We start from the raw sequence: 24,508 nt of genomic DNA on the forward strand, positions 1-24,508 counted from the left end.
GGGACGAGTTTCCCCGTTTTTCTATTGCCGTCTGCTCCCCCCTCAGGCGGTTCTTGTAACGAGTAGGAAGACGATGACCAAAAATATTCATGATAACCGGATCCTGATCCTGGATTTCGGCTCACAATATACCCAGCTGATTGCCCGCCGTGTTCGGGAGCTGGGCGTTTATTGTGAGTTGTGGGCTTGGGACGTAACCGAAGCCCAAATCCGGGACTTTAATCCAAATGGCATTATCTTGTCTGGGGGCCCAGAGTCAGTCACCGAGGCGAATAGCCCTCGCGCGCCTGAATATGTGTTTGAAGCGGGCGTGCCGGTGTTTGGTATTTGCTACGGCATGCAGACCATGGCCGAACAGCTGGGTGGCTCTGTAGCGGGTTCTAACGAGCGTGAGTTCGGTTATGCCCAGGTACAGCGAGTGGCCGATTGTGCCCTGTTTGCCAACATTGAAGATGCCATTGATGCCGACGGCAAGCCGTTGCTGGATGTATGGATGAGCCATGGCGACAAGGTTGTAGCCTTGCCCGAGGGTTTTGAAAAAGTGGCGCAAACCGGCAGCTGTCCGTTTGCCGCCATGGCGGACGAAAGCCGTCATTTCTACGGTGTGCAATTCCACCCGGAAGTGACTCATACCCGCCAGGGTTCGCGCATGCTGGAGCACTTCATTCGCACTATCTGTGCCTGTGATGCCTTGTGGACGCCTGCCACCATTATCGATGACGCCGTGGCGCGTATTCGCGAACAGGTAGGCAGCGACAAGGTGCTGTTGGGTCTGTCTGGTGGTGTGGATTCTTCCGTCACCGCCATGCTGCTGCACCGTGCCATTGGCCCACAGCTGACCTGCGTCTTTGTAGATAACGGTCTGTTGCGGTTGAACGAAGCCGAGCAGGTAATGGACATGTTCGGCGACCACTTCGGCCTGAACATAGTACACGTGAATGCCGAGCATCGTTTTCTGGACGCCATGGCCAGCGAAAATGATCCTGAAGCCAAGCGCAAGATCATCGGTCGCGTCTTTATCGAAGTGTTCGACGAAGAAGCCGGCAAGATCAAAGACGTTAAATGGCTGGCACAGGGCACCATTTATCCCGACGTGATCGAATCTGCTGGTTCTGCCACCGGCAAAGCCCATGTGATCAAGTCACACCACAACGTGGGTGGCTTGCCGGATGACATGGAAATGGGACTGGTTGAACCGCTCAAAGAGCTGTTCAAGGACGAAGTACGCCGTGTGGGCCTGGAATTGGGTCTGCCTTACGACATGCTGTATCGTCACCCGTTCCCTGGGCCAGGTCTGGGTGTACGCGTATTGGGCGAAGTGAAGAAGGAATATTGCGACCTGCTGCGTCGTGCCGATGCCATCTTCATTGAAGAGCTGCACAATTATGATCTGTACAACAAGGTCAGCCAGGCGTTCACCGTGTTCCTGCCGGTCCGTTCGGTAGGCGTCATGGGTGATGCCCGCAAGTACGACTGGGTTGTATCATTGCGTGCGGTAGAAACCATCGACTTCATGACCGCGCATTGGGCACACCTGCCATATGACTTCCTGGGGCATGTATCCAACCGTATCATCAACGAAATCGACGGTATTTCTCGTGTCGTATACGACATCTCTGGCAAGCCACCGGCTACCATTGAGTGGGAATAAACTGTCAGCCTGAATAGGGCAGACTGCTAAATGAGGAGGGCGCTTAATAGCGCCCTTTTTATATCTAAAAATCCCTTCGGATAGCGGTACACCGTCGAGTTTAAGCGACCAGTTACAGATAAAGCCTGAAATCCAGATTCTTTTTTCACAAAACCCATAGAAAAGGAGATCAATAGCACAAAGTCATACTTTGTTGCTCAATGGCAAGATAATTGTGTTGTGATGTTAATTTTTTGTATCTAATGTGTAGGGTGTTCAAGCCAGCCGGGAGAGAGTGCTGAGCCAGTACCGCAAGGTATCAGCGCCGCCGAAGGAGCAACCGCCCCGTAAACTCTCAGGCAAAAGGACCGGTGGCTGTAGACATATCCGAAGAGTGGTCTGTTGCACTTTAGACCCGCCGAAGGAGCAAACCAATCTATCGAGGGATAGAGCTGGTGAATCTCTCAGGCTCCAAGACGGATGGGGACGTCAGGCAATGCTGCGTATTACTTTGCATTAAAACAAGGTGCGCCATGCCTGCACAAAAAGAGTGCACTTTCATGTCCGAGATGAAAAAGGTTGCTGTTTTAGGTGCCGGTATTACCGGAATTACCACCGCCGCCAAGTTGATTGAGCAGGGGTTTGAGGTCACCGTGTTTGACCGACAGCGTTATGCCGCCATGGAAACCAGTTTCGCCAATGGCGGCCAGCTTTCTGCCTCCAATGCCGAGGTGTGGAACACCTGGTCCACGGTATTAAAAGGCATTAAATGGATGCTGCAGGCGGATGCGCCATTACTGGTTAACCCCACTCCAAGCTGGCATAAATTGAGTTGGATGCTCGAATTTATGCGCCACATTCCCGATTACCAACGTAATACCATTGAAACCACCCGCCTGGCCATTGAAGCGCGTCAGCATCTGATGGCGCTGGGGCAAACATGGGGGGTTGGGTTTGATCATTCCGATTGTGGCATTATGCATTTTTATGCCAATCAAAAAGATTTTAACCACGCCTGTGAAGTCACCAAACTGCTGAAAAAAGGCGGATTAGAGCGCCATGCCCTCACATCTGCCGATATCAAACTAAAAGAGCCACGCCTGCAAGGTAGCTTTGTTGGCGGCTTCTGGACACCCAGTGATAGCACGGGCGATATTCACAACTTTACCTTTGGGCTGGCTGAAGCCATTCGCAAGGCCGGCGTTACCTTCTGTATGGAAACCGAGCTTGATGACGTCAGCATTGAAGGCAAGGGCGTTCGGGTGACTGACAATAAAGGTAACTCAAACCACTTTGATGCGGTTGTGGTGTGCGCGGGCGTGGGGAGTCGGAAACTGGCGAGTAAACTGGGTGACCGAGTCAATATCTACCCGGTGAAGGGGTATTCAATTACGGTTAACTTGCGTGACCAGCAGAGCCAGGAGAGTGCGCCGTTAATTTCCTTGCTGGACGACGAGACGAAAATCGTGACCAGCCGCCTGGGCAAAGATCGTTTTCGGATTGCAGGAACGGCCGAGTTTAACGGCTATAATCGCAATATTCGCGAAGATCGTATTCGCCCATTGGTGAAGTGGTGTAACCGGCACTTCCCTGATGTTTCTACCAGCAGTGTGGTGCCGTGGGCTGGCTTGAGACCTATGATGCCGAACATGATGCCTAAGGTGGGCCGGGGTCGTCATCCACAGGTGTTTTACAATACAGGTCATGGCCATTTGGGATGGACATTAAGTGGTGCCACCGCTGATATGGTAGCAAGCGTGATGGCGGGGGTACGTGATGAAACCAGAAGCAGCAGCTTGACGATGGCGGTGGTGAGCTAAGGTTCTCAGCACCGAACGATAGCCGTTAAAGGAGAATGCCAGTCAGTGAAGCTGACTGGCATTTTTTATACACGGCGCGTATTCATGGTTTTTAATGTTTGAGCGCCTTGAACGTCTAGACTCAATACAGCATTGTTACTCTTACTGTGCGTGTTGTTCCATTTAAGGAGAAGTCGATGAGAGCCATACTTTTTACTGTCTGGTTAACGCTGCTGGTGGCGACATCGTCACAGGCGGCCGATGGCATGATCGATATTGAAAGTGCGTATACGGTGACAGAAACGGCAAATCGGATAGAAACGACCCTGAAAGAAAAAGGCATGACGGTGTTTAACCGCATTAATCACGGGCAGGCAGCGGAACAGGTTGATATCAAACTGAGGGATACAGAGCTTATCGTCTTTGGTAACCCCAGGGTAGGTAGCCCGCTGATGCAGTGCCAGCAGAGTGTGGGCATCGATTTGCCACAAAAAATGCTGATGTGGCAAGCGGCCGATGGCAAGGTGTGGGTGTCTTATAATGACCCGGATTACCTGGTACAAAGACACGACATCAAGGGATGTGAGCAAGAGCTGGCGACCGTAGCAAAGGCGCTGGCCAGCATCGCTCAATCTGTAGCCAAAAAGTAAACTCATTAAAAAGGGCGCCTAGAGGCGCCCAATATGAGGTACTGATTATCTTGTCTGTATCCGAATCAGGCACTGGCTCTTGTGCCTGCTCCCGTAGTGGCGTTGCACCGCTACTTGCTTATTCGCTATTCTTGCGCTTGTCGCGTTTTTCCTGACGTTTTTCTTTCAGTGATTTTTCTGCTTTCTTTTTTACTTTTTCCTTACTCATGATCAAGCTCCTTAATGAACCACCATCGGAAAAGTGCCGTTTTCTTTTCTTTCTGGCTTACATAGTCGACTTTTTCATTCATTTAAACTGGGGGCAGTTTAAATCAGGTCACGGCAGGTAAATACTTCAAGATTGCATCTCCTTATCGCTATACACAAGAAACAGAAACAAAGATGAACATTGGCCGAAAAATAAAAATTTCGCAGATAAATATGGATAAAAAGAGAGGGTGGTAAAGAAGGGAGTTGATAAATATGCATACACCCTCTCTACAAACCGTGCTCTTATGTAAAAAGTAACCCGTGCAAGTTATTTCAAAGCAGTGCAAATACCCTAGCCCAAGCTCCAGAGGAAAGCAACTCTTTGGCTTGGGGGGAGATTTAACGGTTATTTACACGGTTAATTTATAAATTTAGATAGCGATTCATGTCCAGTAAACCTGCTTCCAACGGTGTTGTTTCCTGCAGGTAATGATGCATGTCATGAAAATAAAACCAGAAGTCTGGATGAGTACGACGAATACCAAATTGATCTGCCAGCCCATGAATATCTTCAGGCTCTTGCAGCGTAATCAAGGCGGTCATGAAGTCGGGCAATTGTTGCTGTTTTACGTTGAAGATGAAGTTAGGGTAACTGCCGACTACCCCGGGCAATACGGTCAAGGTGTCATTGTCTGGGCGCAGGCGCAGGCTCTCCCCCAACAGAAAGGCAACGTTACTGTGGTCCCGATTATGGATCAGGCTGTAAACCTGGCGCTGCTCGCCATTTTCTATGCGCAGCAAGGTGACTTCCGGCAACCATTTGATGGCGGGCAGCTGACTTGCCGTGACGCCAGTCAGCCGCTTTAGCTGATAGATAGCGGCATCTTCTGACGGAGCCGTTTCACCTTCGTTATTGTTGCTTGAACAACCGGTTTGTCGACAACGATTGAGAATATCATCAGGGCCGGCAACCGGAGTCAAGGCAGCCAGCACCTGTTGGCTGAAGTCGGCAAGCGGTTGCCCTGGGTTTACCTTGATTTGGCTGGGCGTTGTTTCATCCACATCGGCGTAGCTGGTAAAAAGCTTGATGCGGGCACTGTTGTCATACCAGCGATGCAATAACGGGTTGCGTTGCTCTGCGGGCAAAAAGCGCAGTAAGTTGGCCTCGGCACCGTTGCGAATAAGATCGAAATAGAGTCGGGTTTTCGCCTGGTGCGAGACGCTGCCATAGACATTGAAGTTGGCAACCAGCGTGTAATAGGTGCGTTCCAGCAGTGGATAATCCATCACCCACATGGTGGATGGGCTGTCGCCTTGCCAGCCCTTGATTACGCTTGCGCTGTCATGATGGCGAAATACCGTGAGCAAAGCCTGATGGTTATGACCTTCTCCATCCCATAGATGATCAAGATCCGGACCCTGTGGGTAACGCTTGGCATAGGCAAGTTGACGATGTTGCAAGTAGTTGTTGCGATCACTGCGATAAGAAACCCAGTCCGGGCCCAGGCTAAGCAGATCGGAATCCAGGCCGGGCAGGGTAAGCCAGTCTCTGACCTGGGTTTGATGGCTGGCATCGGTCACAAAGAGATCGTGCTCTGGTGCCTGAAATGCCACCCAGAACTGATCGCGGATCACATCGGTGGCAATCTGCCCGCGGCAAACCGGGCCGCGTATAAATGAGCGTACAAAGTATTCGGCGTCATCCAGTAAAAATTGATAGCGAGTACGGGCAGGAATGGCGTTATATGTAAAAAACGGATTGGCGGCATAGTCGGTGTCGTAACTGGGCATTTTTTTAATGGTCCAGTCATCGGCAAAAAACAGCTGATTCAGTCGCTGCAGCTTGTCACTATTCAGCGGGTAGATGATATGGGTTTTGTGTACCCGGCTGTCCAGCCGTGGCCGTAACCGATAATAGAAAACTCCCTCAGGATCATCCGTCGGTCTGGTGGTCGCGATAACGTCAACGGGGAGTCCGGCTGGAGTACGAGAGCGTACCAGCTCAAAAAACACCGTCTGTTCGTTGGTATCTTGATCACTGAAATACAGATGCGCTAAAAACCAGTGCTCGTAGAGATAGCGAGCCACCAGCCGATAACGATCACTATCGCGGTTTAGCCAGCTTTCCCATTGATTGACTGTTGTTTGCAGTGCCGGCGACAAGGTCACGGTTTGTTCGGGCACAGAGGCACCCTGGGCTATCCAGTTACTTACGGTGTGATATTCCTGGTCGGTTAATCCGGTTACGGCATAAGGCATGCCGGCTTGCGGATGCTGGCGGGCAAAGTTATCAAATTCATCCGGCTGGCTGCATTGATTGGCACGGTTAAGAGAGAGATCCAGTTCATCCGGTAGCCGTTCGTTGTTTCCCCATGTTGTTTGCTGGCCCAATGCCAGCATGCGCATCATGACGGCGGCTTTATCGTCCTTGCGCTCGAGTACACTGAAAAAACCGTGCTGGCGCCATTCAGCCTCGCCATAAGCGTCCACATGCAAGCGACTGGGCTCGGCATCTTTGGTGCGAGCACCATCATAAACGGGCGCCTTGCTGGCACCCCGCAGCACACCTTCATTGCTGGATAGCTTGAGCTGGCAGGGGGAGTCGTAACAGGCATGGCAGGCAATGCATTTCTGTTCAAAAACAGGTTTGATATCGCGCTGATAGTCGATCGTCTGGCCGCCGGTGTTGGCGGTAGCATCAGCTGCATGGGCGGGGATGAGCAGGAGCCGAGAGATGAAGGCGAGAGCCCATATCAGCCAATAGCGTTTTTTCATAACATGCCTTGTTTTATGAGAGCAAGAGGGTGTTACCATTCCAGGTAAAGAGGGAGAGTATCATGATGAGAGTTTTGGTTGGATGTTTGCTGATGTGTTCAACGGCGGTGGTGGCGACCACCATGAGTACACAGCCAGCATTGGAGCTGAATGTAAATGCCGGGAGTGAGCCGGTATGTTTTTATGCCGATCAGCGTTATTCAAAAGGCTCGGTGATTGAAATGGGCAAGCAATTGTTTGTGTGCGAGCGAGAAAAATCCTTTGAGCTGAATGGCCGTTTAAGCTGGCAGCGTTTTCCTTTGGTGCCATCGGATAAATCCTGACGCGTGCACGTTAACATGACGTTTAATCGCTCTATTTTCTGCTAACGTTATAAGCATCAGTGTTAAAAGGAGCACGCCATGGACTTTATTCGTATCATTATCGCCATCCTGTTGCCGCCGTTGGGGGTCTTTATGCAGGTAGGGCTGAGCAAGCACTTCTGGATCAATATTTTGCTGACCTTGCTGGGTTATATTCCCGGTATTGTGCATGCGGTGTGGGTGATTGCCAAAAAGTGATTCACAGTGCATGCAAAACATCGAGTGCCAAACCTTGAGTGCCAAAACAGCCAGCGCTCAACATGCTTCTGCCAGTAAGCGACTGGATCGTTTGGCATGGCTGCTGGACAGCGCCATTCGATTACCCGGAGGCTTTAGAATTGGACTGGATGGCATTATCGGCCTGGTTCCCGGCATAGGTGATCTGGTGGGAACGGCTTTATCGTCTTACCTCGTCGTAGAGGCGGCGCGCTTGAAGCTGCCATTTCGGCTCTTGGCGCGCATGGCAATGAATGTATTGATCGAGCTGGTGGTGGGCGTCATCCCCATCGTCGGAGATATTTTTGATTTTGCCTTCAAGGCCAATTTGCGCAACATGCGCATACTGAATGAGTATTTAAGCAAAAACACGTGAAGAGTGAGGGAATAATGGTGAAGGGGACAGGTTACCCAACCTGAACCTGTGTTTACCCATCCGTCCCTTTTTGTATAGGATGAATTCACCCTTCACCCTTCACCCTTCACCCTTCACCCTTCACCCTTCACGCCTTACGGCGTCAAGCCTGCTTCTTTATCAGTTCGGCATCAACCTCAAGCACCACATCGCCTTGCGGGCGACAGCAGCAGGGAAGAATGTCGCCGGTGGCAACAAAGGCGAGCGGGGTGCTCTGATAACGGACTTCTCCGCTCAGAATTGTGGTGCGGCAGGCGCCGCAGTATCCACTGCGACACTGATATTCAACGGCGTGCCCGGTGCGCTCCAGCCCTTCGAGCAGGGTTTCTCCTGCTCGAAGTTCAAAGCTTAATGCCTGGGTACACACTCGGCTCACAGCTCGAAATCACCCAGGTCGTCATGATTCATTTGAGAATCGATTTGGCCGACCAGATACGAGCTGACTTCCACTTCTTGCGGTGCCACCTGTACATTGTCCGATGACAACCAGGCATTAATCCACGGAATGGGATTTTGCTTGGCCTTTTCAAAGGCGGGAGTCAGGCCAATGGCCTGCATACGCAGGTTGGTGATGTATTCCACGTACTGGCACAGAATGTCTTTGTTCAGGCCGATCATGGAGCCGTCTTTAAACAGATATTCTGCCCACTGTTTTTCCTGAATGGCCGCATCGCGGAACAGCTCAAAACACTGCTGCTCGCACTCTTTGGCAATTTGCGCCATTTCGGGATCATCGTCCCCGCTGCGTAGAATATTCAGCATGTGCTGAGTGCCGGTCAGGTGCAGGGCTTCGTCACGGGCAATCAGCTTGATGATTTTAGCGTTCCCTTCCATCAGCTCGCGCTCGGCAAAGGCAAATGAACAGGCAAAGCTGACGTAGAAGCGAATCGCTTCCAGTACGTTAACGCTCATCAAGCACAGATAGAGTTTTTTCTTTAACTCATAGCGGCTGATGTTCAGGGCCTGGCCCTGATATTCGAGCTCGCCTTCACCGTGCAGGTGATAGAGGTTGGTATAGCGGATCAGCTCGTCATAATAGCCGGCAATATCGCTCGCGCGCTTGAGGATTTCTTCGTTATCGACGATATCGTCGAACACGGTACCCGGGTTATTCACGATATTACGAATAATGTGGGTGTAAGAGCGCGAGTGAATGGTTTCGGAAAACGCCCAGGTTTCAATCCAGGTTTCCAGCTCGGGGATCGATACCAAAGGCAGCAGCGCTACGTTGGGGCTACGGCCCTGAATGGAGTCGAGCAGCGTCTGGTATTTGAGGTTGCTGATAAAAATGTGCTTTTCATGATCCGGCAGTGCCTGATAGTCGATGCGATCCTGAGATACATCCACTTCTTCCGGGCGCCAGAAAAAAGACAGCTGTTTTTCGATCAGCTTTTCGAAGATATCGTATTTTTGTTGATCATAACGCGCCACGTTGACCGAGTTGCCAAGAAACATGGGCTCTTTCATGTGGTCGTTCTGAACTTGACTGAAAGTTGTGTAAGACATTTATCTATTCCACGCATAAGGGCGAGGGAAGCCCTCGCCATCATTGGTTATATTTTGCAGGCGCCACCGGCACAATCGTCTTCTTGCATATCGTTTTGCGCGTCTGCCGCACCATCACGAGTGTTATGGTAATACAGCGTTTTAAGGCCAAACTTATAGGCGGTGAGCAAGTCTTTCAGCAGCTGCTTCATGGGCACTCGGCCACCGTCGAAGCGCGAAGGATCGTAGTTGGTATTGGCAGAGATCGCCTGGTCGACAAACTTCTGCATAATGCCTACCAGCTGTAAATAACCGTCGTTGGAAGGCATTTTCCACAACAGTTCGTATTGATCCTTCAGCTCGGCATACTCGGGCACGACCTGCTTCAGAATGCCGTCTTTAGAAGCTTTCACCGAGACCAGGCCACGAGGTGGCTCAATGCCATTGGTGGCATTGGAAATCTGGCTGGACGTTTCGGAAGGCATCAGGGCCGTCAGGGTGCTGTTACGCAGGCCCACGGTCTTGATTTGCTCACGCAGGCTTTCCCAATCCAGGTGCAGCGGCTCCTGGCACAAGGCATCCAGATCCTTTTTGTAGGTATCGATGGGCAGTATACCCTGGGCATAAGTGGTATCGCCAAAGGCCGGACAGGGGCCAAATTCTTCTGCCAGCTTCACCGAGGCTTTCAACAGGTAATACTGAATGGCTTCAAAGGTCTTGTGAGTCAGACCCAAAGCGCTGCCGTCGGAGTATTTCACGCCGTTTTTGGCCAGATAATAGGCATAGTTGATCACACCGATACCCAGCGTACGACGGTTCATGGAGCCATTTTGCGCGGCCAGCAAGGGGTAATCCTGATAGTCGAGCAGGGCATCGAGGGCGCGCACGGCCAGCTCGGCCAGCTCTTCCAGCTCGCTCAACTCCTTGATGGCGCCCAGGTTAAAGGCCGACAAGGTGCAAAGTGCAATTTCACCCTGATCATCGTTAACATCGGTTAACGGCTTGGTCGGCAGCGCAATTTCCAGGCACAGGTTGCTCTGGCGTACCGGTGCCACGCTTGGGTCAAACGGGCTGTGGGTGTTGCAGTGATCCACGTGCTGAATATAGATACGACCGGTGCCGGCTCGTTCTTGCATCATCAGCGAGAACAGTTCCAGTGCTTTGACGGTGCGCTTGCGAATGCTGTCGTCCTGTTCGTACTTGACGTACAGCTCTTCAAACTTGGCCTGATCTTCAAAGAAGGCGTCGTACAGGCCGGGCACGTCTGAAGGCGAGAACAAAGTAATGTCGCCACCCTTGATCAGGCGCTGGTACATCAGGCGGTTGATTTGCACGCCATAGTCCATGTGCCGCACGCGGTTTTCTTCTACGCCCCGGTTGTTTTTCAATACCAGCAGTGATTCCACTTCCAGGTGCCACATCGGGTAGAACAAGGTCGCCGCACCGCCGCGCACGCCGCCCTGAGAGCAGCATTTAACGGCAGTTTGAAAGTGCTTGTAAAACGGGATGCAACCGGTATGAAACGCTTCACCGCCACGGATGGGGCTACCCAGGGCACGAATGCGGCCGGCGTTGATGCCGATGCCGGCACGCTGGGACACATAGCGCACGATGGCGCTGGAGGTGGCGTTAATGGAATCCAGGCTGTCGCCGCACTCGATCAGTACGCAAGAGCTGAACTGGCGGGTAGGAGTACGTACGCCGGCCATAATCGGCGTGGGCAAAGACACCTTGAACTGAGACACGGCGTCATAGAAGCGGGTCACGTAATCGAGACGGGTGTCTTTCGGATATTTGGAGAACAGGCAAGCCGCTACCAGCATGTACAAAAACTGCGGGCTTTCATATATGTCGCCGTTTACCCGGTTTTGTACCAGGTATTTGCCTTCAAGCTGCTTGACGGCGGCGTAAGAGAAGGTCAGATCGCGGTCATGCACTATATAGTCGTTCAGCGCATCAAATTCGTCACGGCTATAGTCGGCCAGTATGTGCTGATCGTATTTGCCAAGCTCGGTCAGGCGCGCCACATGGTCGTAAAGATGCGGCGGCGTAAAACGGCCGTAGGCTTTTTTACGCAAATGGAACACGGCAAGACGGGCGGCCAGATACTGATAGTCTGGCGTGTCTTCCGAGATCAGATCGGCGGCAGCCTTGATGATGGTTTCATGAATGTCTTCGGTGCGGATACCTTCATAAAACTGGATGTGTGAACGCAACTCAACCTGGGACACAGACACGTTATCCAGGCCTTCGGCTGCCCAGTCGATAACGCGGTGAATCTTATCCAGATCAAGATGTTCCTTAGCGCCAGAACGCTTGGTAACCAGCAGATTTTTATTCATGAAACAGACCTTCTCCCGTGGTGTTGCATCGACTTCGGTCAAACGTGCTTATGCCAGCTACCATCCTATATAGTGTGGTAGATTGCCGAAGGAAGCACAACATGTAGTTGTCGTAATGGATTAACGGCACAATATAGTGTGTTGCGTCGGAATTCTCAAGGCGGTGCCAAGCCTTGGAACTGTGGATAATCTGTGATTAGCAGGCGATAGGTTTGTACTCGCTAACGCTTATCCCTTTGGCGGTCTGGCGTTAGCGAAGCGGTGCCGTTTTTCTGCACGGCATTAAACATTTTTAAAAATATTTGCCTTGCAAAAAAGGGGAATTGGCGATCTTGTTGGTTCTTTCAGCGGTTAGCCTCAATTGTGTCTTTTAGCCAAGCAAACAAGCTAAAAACAGAATCGATTTGGTGGTCTGCCTGCCACTGCCCGGGCTCTTCTCCTGCCGAGATATACCCCCACTTTGCGGCCACCGTGGTCATGCCGGCAGCTCGGCCTGCTTCTATATCGCGTTTATGATCGCCAATGTACACACAATGCTGTGGCGACACCGCCAATTGCTCGGCGGCAAACAGCAAGGGGGCGGGGTGGGGCTTCTTTTGCGCCAGGGTATCGGCACTCACTGTGACCCCGCAGCGCGCAAACAGGGGTAACTCTGCGAGCAGGGGCAGGGTAAGCGCCGCCGGTTTATTGGTTACTATGCCCCAGGGAATACCACTAACATTGAGCCACTCCAGCAACGCCGGCACGCCATCGTAAGGCCGGGTGTGATGGCACAAATTGGCGCCGTAAAAGCCCAGCATCTGCTGACGTAACTGCTCCAAACCGTGTTGCTCGATTAATTCGGCATGAATACCGGCCCTAAGCAGGGCATAAGAGCCATCCGAGGTGGTGCATTGCAGTACCGCCTCGGACAGTGCCGGCAAGCCCAGACTGGCAATCACGTGGTTGGCGGCAGCGCCCATGTCGCCTGCGGTATCCAGCAGGGTGCCATCCAGATCAAACAACACGGCTTGAAAGGTCATGACTTACTCCGGTTTGATGGCATGCACCATATAGTTAACGTCGGCGTCCGAGCTGAGCTTGAAATCGCCGGTTAATGGCTGATACACCACCCCGCTGATGTCTTTTACTACCAGGCCGGCCTGTTCTATATAGCGGCACAGCTCGGCAGGGGTGATGAATTTCTTGTGGTCGTGAGTGCCTTTGGGCACCATTTTAAAAACGTGCTCGGCCGCCGCTATCATCATCAGCCAGGCTCTGGGATTACGGTTGATGGTAGAAAACACCAGGGTGGCACCCGGTTTGGCCAGATTGGCACAGGCCTGTACCACAGAGGCGGGGCTGGGCACGTGTTCGAGCATTTCCATGCAGGTGACCACGTCAAACTGGCCAGGCTGCTCGTCGGCGACCTGTTCTGCGGTGCCCTGACGGTAATTGACGCTCACGCCGGTTTCCAGTGCATGCAGGCGCGCCACTGCCAAGGGTTCGCGGCCCATGTCGACGCCCGTCACATCGGCTCCGTCGCGGGCCATGCTTTCACTTAAAATGCCGCCACCACAGCCGATGTCGATAATCTGTTTGCCAAACAGGCCGTCCGCTTTATCGGCAATCCAGCCAAGGCGCAACGGGTTGAGCCGGTGCAAGGGTTTAAAGTCGCCGTCTAAGTCCCACCAGCGGGAGGCCATGGCGTCAAATTTCTCGATTTCCTGTTGGTCTACATTCACGGACAGCGCCTTTATAGATAATTAAATGAAAAGTGAGAGTGGCCATTATAGCCAAGCAGATATTCACTGCCAGCTTCAGTGCTCCCTGAGCGTATTTGTATGGTAGAATGATGCGTTTTTTATTGCGATATCAACAATAAACTGGGGACAAGACTTGCTATGACCGATCTGGCCCGAGAAATCATGCCGATAAACATTGAGGATGAGCTAAAACGCTCCTATCTGGATTACGCCATGAGCGTAATCGTAGGACGTGCTCTGCCCGATGTACGAGATGGTTTGAAACCAGTGCACCGCCGCGTGCTGTTCGCCATGAATGAACTTGGCAACGACTGGAACAAGCCCTACAAAAAATCGGCCCGTGTGGTGGGTGACGTAATTGGTAAGTATCACCCGCACGGAGACAGTGCCGTTTATGACACTATTGTGCGTATGGCGCAGGAATTTTCGATGCGTTACACCCTGGTCGATGGCCAGGGTAACTTCGGCTCGGTAGATGGCGATTCCGCCGCTGCCATGCGTTATACCGAAATTCGCATGGATAAAATCTCCCACGAACTACTGGCCGATTTAGACAAAGAAACCGTCGACTGGGTGCCCAACTACGACGGCACCGAGATGATCCCGGCGGTGATGCCGACCAAGGTGCCCAATCTGCTGGTGAATGGTTCATCCGGTATTGCCGTGGGCATGGCCACCAATATTCCACCTCATAACCTGAATGAAGTGGTCGATGGCTGTCTGGCATTGATTGATGATGAAAGCATCACCATCGATCAACTGATTGAGCTGATCCCGGGCCCGGATTTTCCTACCGGCGGTATCATCAACGGCAAGTCCGGCATCATAGATGCGTACCGTACCGGTCGTGGCAAGATCTATGTTCGTGCCGTGGCCGAAGTGCAAACCGATGAAAAAACCGGTCGTGAAACCATTATCGTGTCCGAGTTGCCGTACCAGGTGAACAAGGCGCGCTTGATTGAAAAAATCGCCGATCTGGTAAAAGAAAAGCGCATCGAAGGCATTACTGCCCTGCGCGATGAGTCTGATAAAGACGGCATGCGCATCGTGATTGAAGTGCGCCGCGGTGAAGTGGGTGAGGTGATTTTGAATAACCTCTATTCACAAACCCAGATGCAAAACGTATTCGGCATCAATATGGTGGCGCTGGATAACAATCAGCCGCGCATCTTCAACCTGAAAGACATGCTGAAGTGCTTTATTCAGCACAGACGTGAAGTGGTGACGCGCCGCACCATCTTTGAACTGCGCAAGGCCCGTGACCGCGCCCACATCCTGGAAGGTCTGGCGATTGCGCTGGCCAATATCGACCCTATTATCGAGTTGATCCGCCGTTCGCCTACCGCCGCCGAAGCAAAAATCGGCCTGATCAGTCAAGGCTGGGATCTGGGCAACGTGGCCAGCATGCTGGAGCAGGCCGGTGATGATGCCGCGCGTCCTGAATGGCTGGAGCCGGAGTTTGGTATTCGTGATGGCTTGTATCACCTGACCGAACAACAGGCCCAGGCGATTCTGGACTTGCGTCTGCATCGCCTGACCGGTCTTGAGCACGAAAAGATTCTGGAAGAATATCAAAACCTGCTCACCTTGATTGCCGAGCTGCTTTATATTCTGAACAATCCGGAACGCCTGATGGAAGTGATCCGAGAAGAGCTGGAACTGGTCAAGACCCAGTACGGTGATGCTCGCCGCACCGAGATCACCAACTCCAGTTCCGAGATCAACATCGAAGATTTGATCACCCAGGAAGACGTAGTGGTGACCTTGTCCCATCAGGGCTATGTGAAATACCAACCCCTGACCGACTACGAAGCTCAACGCCGTGGTGGCCGCGGCAAGTCCGCCACCAAGATGAAAGAAGAAGACTTCGTCGAGCGGTTGCTGGTGGCCAATACCCACGACACCATCTTGTGCTTCTCGACCGCCGGCAAGGTGTACTGGCTCAAGGTTTACCAGTTACCCGAAGCCAGCCGTGCTGCTCGCGGCCGACCCATCGTCAACCTGCTGCCGCTGGAGGCAGACGAGCGCATTACCGCCATTTTGCCGGTGCAGGAATACAGCGACGACAAGTACGTGTTCTTTGCCACTGCCGATGGCACCGTGAAGAAGACCAGCCTGTCGGCCTTCCGTCGTCCTCTGGCATCGGGCATTCGTGCCATCAACTTGCGTGAAGGCGATGAGTTGATCGGGGTGGATATTACCGACGGCAGCAACGAGATCATGTTGTTCTCTGATGCTGGCAAGGTAGTGCGCTTTGCCGAAGGCAGCGGCCATGATGATGTTGAAGCCAATGACGCTGACGCCATCGAAGGTGAAGCCGTTGACGTGGCCGAGGCCGAAGAGTCCGACGCCGGCGAAAGCAAGCCGTTTAAAGGTGTACGCCCCATGGGCCGTACTGCGGCCGGCGTACGGGGTATTCGCCTGGGCGCGAACGATAAAGTGGTGTCCTTGATTATCCCGCGTGGCGAAGGTCCGATTCTTACGGTAACCGCCAACGGTTATGGCAAGCGTACGGCACTGGAAGAATACCCAACCCGCAGTCGTGGCACCATGGGCGTGCTGTCCATTAAAGTGGGCGAGCGTAACGGTGCCGTGGTGGGCGCGATTCAGGTCGACGAAAGCCACGAGATCATGCTGATTACCAATGGCGGAATTCTGGTAAGAACTCGTGTGCTGGAAGTGAGCCTCATTGGCCGTAACACCGCCGGTGTACGTTTGATCCGTACCGGAGAAGACGAACAGGTAGTGGGCTTGCAGCGCATTGAAGAGCCGGAAGAAGAAGACGAACTACTGGATAGCGAAGAAGGGGATGCCGCCATTGCGCAAACCGATGTTGACGCCGACGAGCAAGACGGCGACAGCAGCGACAATGAGCAGCAGGATCCGGAACAGGAACAGTAATCGCAGCTGATAACAAGGGGCCCTGGTGGCCCCTTTTGTTCATCTGGCATGCGGGCGATAAAATCCCTTTGATTTAGCCACCTGGCGGTGTAAAACGATCATATCATCATGAACCCCAACCACTATGGTGATATGAGTTGTACATTTCAGGGACATCGATGCCGGTCACTCGTACTCGGCAGGCGTGTTATCGATTTTTTAGCAGACAGGGTAACGCAGGGAAATGAAGAAGATGGTTTATAACTTCAGTGCTGGTCCGGCTATGCTGCCGGTTGAAGTCATGCAGCAGGCGCAGGCCGAGTTTTGTAACTTTAATGACCTGGGTGTGTCGGTCATGGAGCTGAGCCACCGCAGCAGCGATTATATTGCCGTTGCCGCCCAGGCCGAGCAAGACCTGCGCGATTTGATGCAGATCCCGGACAACTACAAGGTATTGTTTTTGCAAGGCGGTGGCCGAGGCCAGTTTGCGGCGCTGGCATTTAACCTGATGGGTAAAAATGCCAAGGCAGATTATATCGTGACCGGCCAGTGGTCTCAGTCTGCCATTGCAGAAGCAGAAAAAGTAGGCACGGTAAGAGTACTGGACGGCTTTGCTGCGGCATCGGAGCAGGGTCCGCGAGCGCTGGCCAGTGAGTGGGATCTGGACCCGCAAGCGGCGTATGTTCATTACTGTACCAATGAAACCGTAGAGGGCGTGGAGTATTCCTTTGTACCCGATACCGGAGATGTCCCTCTGATTGCCGATATGTCCTCGACGATTTTATCGCGCCCGATTGATGTGACCAAGTTTGGTCTTATTTATGCTGGTGCGCAGAAAAACATCGGGCCTTCCGGTCTGGCGGTGGTCATAGTGCGTGAAGACTTGCTGAATCAGGCCTGCCCGCAAACCCCTGCCATTATGGATTATGCGGCCATGGCCAAGTCCGACTCCATGTTGAATACCCCCCCGACCTATGCCTGGTATCTGGCCGGTTTGGTCTTCAAGTGGTTAAAGCGTGAAGGCGGTCTGGAGGCTATGGGTAAGCGTAATAAAGCCAAGGCCGAGCTGCTGTACAGCTACGTGGATGCCAGCAACTTCTATAGCAACAATGTACATCCCGATGCGCGTTCCTGGATGAATATTCCGTTTCAGCTGACAGACGAAAGCCTGAACGAAGCCTTCCTGGCTCAAGCCAAGGCTGAAGGCTTGCTGGCGCTGAAAGGACACCGCATTGTCGGTGGCATGCGCGCCAGTGTGTATAACGCCATGCCCATTGAAGGGGTACAGGCGTTGGTAGACTTTATGGACAAGTTTGCCAAGCAACACGCTTGAATACAGCGCTAAGCCATAAGAGTGTGTGAAGGGTAAAGGGTGAAGAGAACGACAAGCACCACCCCCCTTGCTTGGGAAAGGACAGAAGTAAGCCTGTGGTAGGGTCGAATTCATTCGACCGTTTTAAGGCCACATCCTTTGGTCTTGATTTTTTCGTGTGGTTTCGTGGATTACGTGACCGATAGAGACGTTGGTTTTTAAGGTCTGGCATCGGTTATGTTTCACCCTTCACTATTTCCTTTACTCTTCACCTTGTCTTAAAGAATTTTAAGGAGCTATTGTGAGTCTCGATTATTTAGCCCTGGCCAATGCCGGGGTAGAGAAGTTACACCCCTATCAGCCGGGCAAGCCGGTAGCAGAGCTGGAACGTGAGCTTGGCATCAGTAACAGCGTCAAGCTGGCCTCGAACGAAAATCCTCTGGGCTTGAGTCCCAAGGCCAGGGCGGCCATTGAGCGGTCTTTACCTGAGCTGGCGCGTTATCCCGATGCCAATGGCTTTGCGCTGAAGTCGGCGCTGGCCGGCAAGCTGGGCGTCAACACCGATCAGCTGGTGTTGGGTAATGGCTCTAACGAACTGATCGATCTGGTCTTTCACACCTTTGTGGCGGCACAGCAACAGGTGGTGTTTTCTCAATACACCTTTATCGTGTATGCCATGGCCACTCAGGCCCACGGCGCTCAGGCGGTAGAAATACCGGCCAAAGATTTCGGGCATGATCTGGATGCCATGGCGGCGGCCATTACCGACCAGACCAAGCTGGTATGCATTACCAATCCCAATAATCCGACCGGCACCTTTTTGACCAAGGCCGAGCTGGCCGCGTTTTTGGCCAAGGTGCCCAGGCAGGTGTTGGTGATCCTGGATGAAGCCTATACCGAATATGTGGCCGAAGATGAGCGTCATCCGTCCATCGACTGGCTGGCGCAATATCCCAACCTGATTGTGTCGCGTACCTTTTCCAAGGCCTATGGGCTGGCCGGATTACGGGTGGGTTACATGGTGGCGCATCCTGAGCTGATCAGTGTGCTGAATCGGGTTCGCGAACCGTTCAACTGCAACAGCCTGGGCCTGGCAGCGGCCGAAGCGGCATTGAATGATGAGGCTTATCTGTCTGAAGTGGTTGAGCTTAACCGGCGTGAAATGGCACGTTACGAGACCTTCTTTGAACAGTTGGGGTTACGCTACGTGACCTCTCGGGGGAATTTTATCACCCTGGATCTGCAGCGCAATGCGGCGCCTGTTTATGAGGCCTTGCTGCGTGAAGGCGTTATAGTAAGGCCTATTGCGGGATATGGTTTGCCAACCTGTTTGCGCATCAGTATCGGCCTTGAGCATGAAAACCAGCGCTGTATGGACGCTTTGGCCAAGATACTGGCATAAAGCCGTTGGTGTAAGGCCATGAGCTTGCCCAGATGCCTCGGCCCTGTTAACGTCTAGGCAGCTCAGTTTGTTTATCCTTACTAGGAATGTTATGGAAAGCCTTAAATTATCTCCTATTGCCCGGGTGGAGGGCACTGTCAATCTGCCTGGCTCCAAGTCGCTCTCTAATCGGGCGCTGCTGCTGGCCGCCCAGGCTCAGGGTACGACGCGCCTGACCAACCTGCTCGACAGCGATGATATTCGCTACATGCTGGATGCACTCAAGACGCTGGGCGTGCAATACGAGCTGTCGGACGATAAAACCGAGTGCGTGGTTCACGGCCTGGGCCGTGCGTTCAGTGCCGCCGAGCCGGTGTCACTGTTTTTGGGTAATGCCGGCACGGCCATGCGCCCCTTGTGCGCCGCCCTGTGTCTGGGAACGGGGGAGTTTACCCTGACCGGCGAGCCTCGGATGTGGGAGCGCCCCATCGGTCACCTGGTAGAAGCCCTGCGCGAAGCCGGTGCCGATGTGAGCTATCTCAAAACCGATGGGTATCCACCGGTGTTTATCAATGGCAAAGGGCTGTGGGGCGGAGATGTCCATATAGATGGCTCGGTTTCCAGCCAGTTTTTAACGGCTTTGCTGATGGCCGCCCCCATGGCGTCTGGCGATACTCGGGTGCACATCAAGGGCGAGCTGGTTTCAAAGCCTTATATCGATATTACCCTGCACACCATGAGTCAGTTTGGCGTTGAGCTGGAGCACGACAACTACCAGACCTTTTACATCAAGGGCAACCAGACCTATGTGTCGCCAGGCCAGTTTTTGGTAGAAGGCGATGCTTCTTCGGCGTCGTATTTTCTGGCGGCCGGCGCCATCAAAGGCAAGGTAAAAGTGACGGGCATCGGTCGTAACAGCATTCAGGGCGATATTCGGTTTGCCGATGTGCTGCAAGCCATGGGTGCCAAAATTACCTGGGGTGAAGACTTTATCGAGGCGGAGCATGTGGCACCATTGCAGGCCGTCGATATGGACATGAACCATATTCCCGATGCGGCCATGACCATTGCCACCACGGCCTTGTTTGCCAATGGTACGACCCGTATTCGCAATATTTACAACTGGCGGGTAAAGGAAACCGATCGTCTGTATGCCATGGCAACCGAATTGGCCAAACTGGGCGTGGAAGTGGAAGAGGGCGAAGATTATCTGGTGGTGACGCCGGCGGCGCAATTACAAGAGGCCGAGATTGCCACCTATAATGATCATCGTATTGCCATGTGTTTCTCGCTGGTGGCGTTAAGCGATACTCCAGTGGTGATCCTGGATCCCAAGTGTACGTCCAAGACCTTTCCTGACTACTTTGAAAAACTGGCCAGCATTAGCTGCTGACAATGGGTGAAGAGTGAAGAGTAAACGGTGAAGGGGAAATGCCCAGATCAGGCATTTCCCCTTCATTTTTCACTCAGCCCGAACAGCTGATCGCTGACAGCTTATGGCTTTCAGCTATATTTAGTGGTGTTTAATTTTTTCCAGCGTGTCGCGGGCCATGATGTCTGCAGCGTCCAGCTCGGCCAATACCTTGGCAATATCCTCTTGCTGCTGGCGCAGGCTGGCCCGTTTTTCGGCAATCATGGCGACCATAGAGTGTAATTGAGGCCGCGAGCGGTGTTCGGCATCATAGAGTTCGAACAGCTCGCGCATTTCTGCCAGGCTGAAGCCCAGTCGCTTGCCCCTGATGGTCAGCGCTAATCGAAACCTGTCTTTATGGCTGTAGATACGCGCATTACCTTTGCGTTTGGGAGTCAGTAACCCTAACTCTTCGTAGTGACGCAAGGTGCGGGGAGTGATCTCAAATTCATGGGCCAACTCAGAAATACTATAGGTCACTTCCTTATTGGGCATGACGATGACTCCTAACTCTCTAGCAACGGGAACAATTTGGGCTCAACCTTACACCCATAAGCGGGAGCTGTGAAGTCCGCTTTTGACCCATGCTGGAGATTAAGACAAGATAAGCTTCAGAGTCTGTTGACCTGAGTCATAACAGGAGAGCGAGCGTGTTTATTTTCAAGGTGCGAGGTTCACAAGGCGGACAGGCCGAAATCCGTCTGCAGGCACTCGACTGGGGTGAGCAGGGCGCCACGACCTTTATATGTGACAGTGATCGACTTGCGGTGATACTGCTGTCTGAGTGTCGTTCCGGGCAGGGTTTTTTTGAGCTGTTGTCCGGCACCAAGCCCATGTATGTTGAACAATGGCTGGAATATCTGCAGGAGGCAGGGAGTATTGCTGAAACAGAAGTGCACATTTACAGTCCGCTGGACGCGGACTACGGAGCGCTCTGTGGGCTGGATTCCGATCAGGTTAAAGAGCTGCTGGAACTCGTTTATCGAATTGGCGGCTTCAACCGTTTGCAAATCATGCGCTATCTCAAGCACAGACACAGCTCGGCCAGTATGTCGACGCGCTATAACCCCGACGAACTCAAGCGCTACCGCCATTTGGGCGAGCTGATAAATCAGCTGATCCGTCTTAAGTCATCAGGCCAGTGAAGCTATCAAAGTCGCTGGGTTTGGCTATCAGGTAGCCTTGTACACCATCGATGTGCATCGACTCCAGCAGTTGTTTTTGTTCCAGGGTTTCGACGCCCTCGGCAATCACATAACTGCCCAGGCGTTGAGCCAGATCCACTATCATGCGTACAAACTGCTGGTTACTGCTGTCTTGTTGCAATTGTCTGACCAGCTGGCCGTCGAGTTTAACGTAATCCGGTTTGATTTCTTTTAACAGCCGAAACGAGCCATAGCCATGACCAAATCGGCTGACGGCAAAACGTGCACCACAGCGACGGATCAAATCAAGCAGCCGTTTACCTGCAACCAACTGGTGTTGCAGTACCTGCTCATCCAGCTCGAAGACCAGTTTTGACGTGATTTCCCGGTTGCGCATCAAGACGCGTTCCAGCCAGATCAAGAAAGAGCTTTGTTGCAAGCTGGCAGGAGTGAGGTTAATGGCCCAACGCTGGGCGGATAATGGCTTGCTCTCTATCTGCTGCAAGATCATGTCGATTATTTTTTGTTCAAACAGCATCGACATTCCCAGGCGCTGCAACATCGCAAAGACGGTGCCGGCCTGATAGGTGCCACCCTTGTCATTAGGAAAGCGAGTATAAATTTCGTTGTAGCCAAGCATGGCCGATTTATAAACTTGTGCAGGCTGAACCTGCAATAAAATATGATTGTTGGCCAGCATGCTTTGCAGACGTTGACGCCACTGGCTTTCACCCATGTTTTCATCGTCATTCTGCTTTATTACCATACTCCAGCTGTTAGGCTCTTCGCGTTGTGCCTGTGCCAGCGCCAGGTCGGCTCTGATCAGTACTTGCTCGGCTAATTGGCCGGGTAATAATTGGGTAAATCCGATATAGGCAGCACAGCCGAGTTCATGCACATGCTGATAGTGATGCAGCTCTTGATTCAACAGGGGACCGAGTTGTTGAGCAAGAGGTTCACATTGCCCCTTGGTGAGTACGGCAATATCGGTGCCGCTGATACGATAAGCGTGGGCTCCCAGCTCGGACTGAATGGCTTTGCGTACCAGCTTGACGATATCTTGCAGATATTGATCGCCGGCCTGAAAGCCGTCCCGAGTGTTGATATCCGCGAGTGCACTGGCGCGCACTATCATCAGGGTGGCGGTTGCCAGCTGATTTTCCTCGTTGAGGAACAGTGACAGATCACGACGAAAGGCAAAGCGGTTGCCAAGATGGGTCAGGCTATCCTGGTAGCTTTGCTCTTGCGCGCTGCTAAGCTGTTGCTGTATTTTTTCCAGCTGATGGCTGTGGCTTTGATGCAGTTTGATAATGTCTTGTGCAACAGGGTGATAGCGCCCGGGTTCGGCATTATCTGCATCGAGTAACACAGCCTGTAAATAACGCCGCTGATGCAGCTCATACTGATGCCAGCGTCGATAAAAAACAGCAAACAGGATAAGCGTAAGCACCGCCAAGGGGATAGATATCAGCCCCCATTGTCGAGTGGCAGCCCGAGTATCGAGTCGATAAAATACCGGTGCCTGTTCAAGGGAGTGTTGCTGATTGGCCGCAGGCTTGCCAAACCACCAGGCGTGACTGTGGTTTGAAAGCGGACGTTCGCTAGACAACTCGGCAATGCCGGCCAGCAGCAGAGCTTCTGGTTGGGTCGCCACAATATGGGGAAGCTGGTTGTCTATACGTTCGACTTGTTGTTCCAGCATGTTATAACTAACCCACCAGGGCAGAATGATGCTTAGTAATAGCAGGGTAAAACCGGACAACAGTAGAGCCTGACCAAAGGGGCGCGTTTCCCGCATAGTCACAATCCTTGTTAAATCTGGGCATTTAAAACAATAGGGAGTAGCTAAAGAGATAGCCGAGATACATTAAAACGGGACTTATACTGAGCCAGGAAGCTCAAGAAGGCAAGAAAATTGGCTCCCCCTGCTGGACTTGAACCAGCGACATACGGATTAACAGTCCGGCGTTCTACCAACTGAACTAAGGGGGAACAATTTTAAAAGGTTACCTGTTTCCAGGTAGAAATTGGCTCCCCCTGCTGGACTTGAACCAGCGACATACGGATTAACAGTCCGGCGTTCTACCAACTGAACTAAGGGGGAACAATTTTAAAAGGTTACCTGTTTCCAGGTAGAAATTGGCTCCCCTTGCTGGACTTGAACCAGCGACATACGGATTAACAGTCCGGCGTTCTACCAACTGAACTAAAGGGGAACAAAACTTGTTACTTCAAACTGGCTCCCCCTGCTGGACTTGAACCAGCGACATACGGATTAACAGTCCGGCGTTCTACCAACTGAACTAAGGGGGAATCGGCATTGCTTGAATGCGAGGCGAATATTAAGGGCTGCCCTGTAAGCTGTCAACACTGAAAATCACTTTGTCAGCGAAATCAGTCTGTTTGCTGCAAGAGTGTTCAATAACGGGTGAAATCTGCAGCAGGCGGTGAGAGGCAAGAGAAAGTTGCCCGTAAAATATGGCTGAAATAAGGAGGAAAGGGTCTGTTCGCGGCTGGGTAAGGCAGATAACGAGGCAAGAATGCTGAGCAAGGTTTTTTGGTGTTGGTCCAGCCCGGTTTGAAAAGAGAGCAGGGGCACACACTTGCGAGTGATCAGGCTGTACCGCAATCAAGCTTGCGGTAGCACATGGTAAGCGTTTTATCTTTTTAAGCAATCACGTATAACGTATGTGGAATTCACTTCCTACTCCCTTTAGCAACATTGAAACTTCAGTCAGTAGCTGATCTTTTCTCCAGGAAATAAAGCTGCG

General features: G+C 52.4%; 19 protein-coding genes, 4 tRNA genes and 1 riboswitch. Of the genes, 11 read left to right on the plus strand and 12 right to left on the minus strand.

The annotated features are described in order from the left end of the window. Nucleotides 1-73: 73 nt before the first annotated feature. The 3 genes from guaA to IEW52_RS07885 all read left to right on the plus strand — a co-directional run bounded on the left by guaA (nt 74) and on the right by IEW52_RS07885 (nt 4,079). Entirely contained in the window at nt 74-1,651 is a 1,578-nt protein-coding gene (guaA, locus tag IEW52_RS07875) for a glutamine-hydrolyzing GMP synthase (protein WP_188629519.1), read from the plus strand. A 356-nt stretch (nt 1,652-2,007) separates the two neighbouring features. Beyond that, a riboswitch (glycine riboswitch) is annotated at nt 2,008-2,120 on the plus strand. A gap of 70 nt (nt 2,121-2,190) precedes the next feature. Continuing rightward, nucleotides 2,191-3,450, plus strand: coding sequence for a D-amino acid dehydrogenase (locus tag IEW52_RS07880; protein ID WP_229667851.1), 1,260 nt, complete (start codon nt 2,191-2,193; stop codon nt 3,448-3,450). A 176-nt stretch (nt 3,451-3,626) separates the two neighbouring features. Further along, nucleotides 3,627-4,079 (plus strand): DUF302 domain-containing protein, encoded by a 453-nt coding sequence (locus IEW52_RS07885; protein ID WP_188629520.1) that lies wholly within the window; start codon nt 3,627-3,629, stop codon nt 4,077-4,079. Nucleotides 4,080-4,691: 612 nt separating this feature from the next. Here IEW52_RS07885 and IEW52_RS07890 read toward each other — a convergent pair. Next, nucleotides 4,692-7,043, minus strand: a complete 2,352-nt coding sequence (locus IEW52_RS07890; RefSeq protein WP_188629521.1) for a fatty acid cis/trans isomerase — start codon at nt 7,041-7,043, stop codon at nt 4,692-4,694. A gap of 62 nt (nt 7,044-7,105) precedes the next feature. Between IEW52_RS07890 and IEW52_RS07895 the strand changes: the two genes are divergently transcribed. The 3 genes from IEW52_RS07895 to IEW52_RS07905 all read left to right on the plus strand — a co-directional run bounded on the left by IEW52_RS07895 (nt 7,106) and on the right by IEW52_RS07905 (nt 7,997). Then, entirely contained in the window at nt 7,106-7,366 is a 261-nt protein-coding gene (locus IEW52_RS07895) for a DUF1496 domain-containing protein (protein WP_229667852.1), read from the plus strand. A gap of 78 nt (nt 7,367-7,444) precedes the next feature. Beyond that, nucleotides 7,445-7,603, plus strand: coding sequence for a YqaE/Pmp3 family membrane protein (locus IEW52_RS07900; protein WP_188629522.1), 159 nt, complete (start codon nt 7,445-7,447; stop codon nt 7,601-7,603). A 10-nt stretch (nt 7,604-7,613) separates the two neighbouring features. After that, nucleotides 7,614-7,997 carry a DUF4112 domain-containing protein gene (locus IEW52_RS07905; protein ID WP_188629523.1) on the plus strand — a complete coding sequence of 128 codons (384 nt, stop codon included), beginning with the start codon at nt 7,614-7,616 and terminating at the stop codon, nt 7,995-7,997. Between the two features lie 142 nt (nt 7,998-8,139). On the opposite strand, the gene yfaE is transcribed toward IEW52_RS07905, so the two are convergent. From yfaE to ubiG, 5 genes are all read right to left on the minus strand, one after another. After that, on the minus strand, nt 8,140-8,412 hold the full coding sequence (gene yfaE, locus IEW52_RS07910) for a class I ribonucleotide reductase maintenance protein YfaE (protein WP_188629524.1): 273 nt from the start codon (nt 8,410-8,412) through the stop codon (nt 8,140-8,142). After that, complete coding sequence (gene nrdB / locus IEW52_RS07915) at nt 8,409-9,542, minus strand: class Ia ribonucleoside-diphosphate reductase subunit beta (protein WP_188629525.1); 1,134 nt, start codon at nt 9,540-9,542, stop codon at nt 8,409-8,411. Before nrdB ends, yfaE begins: the two co-directional genes overlap by 4 nt. 47 nt (nt 9,543-9,589) lie before the next feature. After that, entirely contained in the window at nt 9,590-11,863 is a 2,274-nt protein-coding gene (gene nrdA / locus IEW52_RS07920) for a class 1a ribonucleoside-diphosphate reductase subunit alpha (protein ID WP_188629526.1), read from the minus strand. Nucleotides 11,864-12,207: 344 nt separating this feature from the next. Beyond that, complete coding sequence (locus IEW52_RS07925; protein WP_188629527.1) at nt 12,208-12,885, minus strand: HAD family hydrolase; 678 nt, start codon at nt 12,883-12,885, stop codon at nt 12,208-12,210. Between the two features lie 3 nt (nt 12,886-12,888). Beyond that, nucleotides 12,889-13,587 (minus strand): bifunctional 2-polyprenyl-6-hydroxyphenol methylase/3-demethylubiquinol 3-O-methyltransferase UbiG, encoded by a 699-nt coding sequence (gene ubiG, locus IEW52_RS07930; RefSeq protein ID WP_188629528.1) that lies wholly within the window; start codon nt 13,585-13,587, stop codon nt 12,889-12,891. Nucleotides 13,588-13,746: 159 nt separating this feature from the next. Between ubiG and gyrA the strand changes: the two genes are divergently transcribed. From gyrA to aroA, 4 genes are all read left to right on the plus strand, one after another. After that, nucleotides 13,747-16,509, plus strand: a complete 2,763-nt coding sequence (gene gyrA, locus IEW52_RS07935; protein ID WP_188629529.1) for a DNA topoisomerase (ATP-hydrolyzing) subunit A — start codon at nt 13,747-13,749, stop codon at nt 16,507-16,509. Between the two features lie 223 nt (nt 16,510-16,732). Next, nucleotides 16,733-17,821: a 3-phosphoserine/phosphohydroxythreonine transaminase gene (serC, locus tag IEW52_RS07940; protein WP_188629530.1), complete on the plus strand. Its 1,089-nt coding sequence runs from the start codon at nt 16,733-16,735 to the stop codon at nt 17,819-17,821. 280 nt (nt 17,822-18,101) lie between these two features. Next, nucleotides 18,102-19,202: a histidinol-phosphate transaminase gene (gene hisC, locus IEW52_RS07945; protein ID WP_188629531.1), complete on the plus strand. Its 1,101-nt coding sequence runs from the start codon at nt 18,102-18,104 to the stop codon at nt 19,200-19,202. Nucleotides 19,203-19,293: 91 nt separating this feature from the next. Beyond that, a complete protein-coding gene (gene aroA, locus IEW52_RS07950; RefSeq protein ID WP_188629532.1) occupies nt 19,294-20,574 on the plus strand; it encodes a 3-phosphoshikimate 1-carboxyvinyltransferase in 1,281 nt (426 codons plus the stop codon). Between the two features lie 120 nt (nt 20,575-20,694). Here aroA and IEW52_RS07955 read toward each other — a convergent pair whose 3' ends face one another. Beyond that, nucleotides 20,695-21,087, minus strand: coding sequence for a MerR family transcriptional regulator (locus IEW52_RS07955; protein WP_188629533.1), 393 nt, complete (start codon nt 21,085-21,087; stop codon nt 20,695-20,697). Between the two features lie 155 nt (nt 21,088-21,242). Between IEW52_RS07955 and IEW52_RS07960 the strand changes: the two genes are divergently transcribed. Continuing rightward, a complete protein-coding gene (locus tag IEW52_RS07960; protein WP_188629534.1) occupies nt 21,243-21,737 on the plus strand; it encodes a hypothetical protein in 495 nt (164 codons plus the stop codon). On the opposite strand, the gene IEW52_RS07965 is transcribed toward IEW52_RS07960, so the two are convergent. The 5 genes from IEW52_RS07965 to IEW52_RS07985 form a co-directional block, all read right to left on the minus strand. After that, nucleotides 21,718-23,535, minus strand: coding sequence for an EAL domain-containing protein (locus IEW52_RS07965; RefSeq protein ID WP_188629535.1), 1,818 nt, complete (start codon nt 23,533-23,535; stop codon nt 21,718-21,720). The two genes, IEW52_RS07960 and IEW52_RS07965, sit on opposite strands and share 20 nt — an antisense overlap. Nucleotides 23,536-23,653: 118 nt before the next feature. Beyond that, nucleotides 23,654-23,729 (minus strand) — tRNA-Asn (locus IEW52_RS07970). Between the two features lie 36 nt (nt 23,730-23,765). Continuing rightward, a tRNA-Asn gene (locus tag IEW52_RS07975) sits at nt 23,766-23,841 on the minus strand. Nucleotides 23,842-23,877: 36 nt separating this feature from the next. Then, nucleotides 23,878-23,953, minus strand: a tRNA-Asn gene (locus IEW52_RS07980). 21 nt (nt 23,954-23,974) lie between these two features. Continuing rightward, nucleotides 23,975-24,050: transfer RNA gene (locus tag IEW52_RS07985), tRNA-Asn, on the minus strand. Nucleotides 24,051-24,508 lie beyond the last annotated feature (458 nt).

It is taken from the genome of Oceanisphaera marina, from assembly GCF_014643915.1.
Lineage (GTDB): Bacteria > Pseudomonadota > Gammaproteobacteria > Enterobacterales > Aeromonadaceae > Oceanimonas > Oceanimonas marina.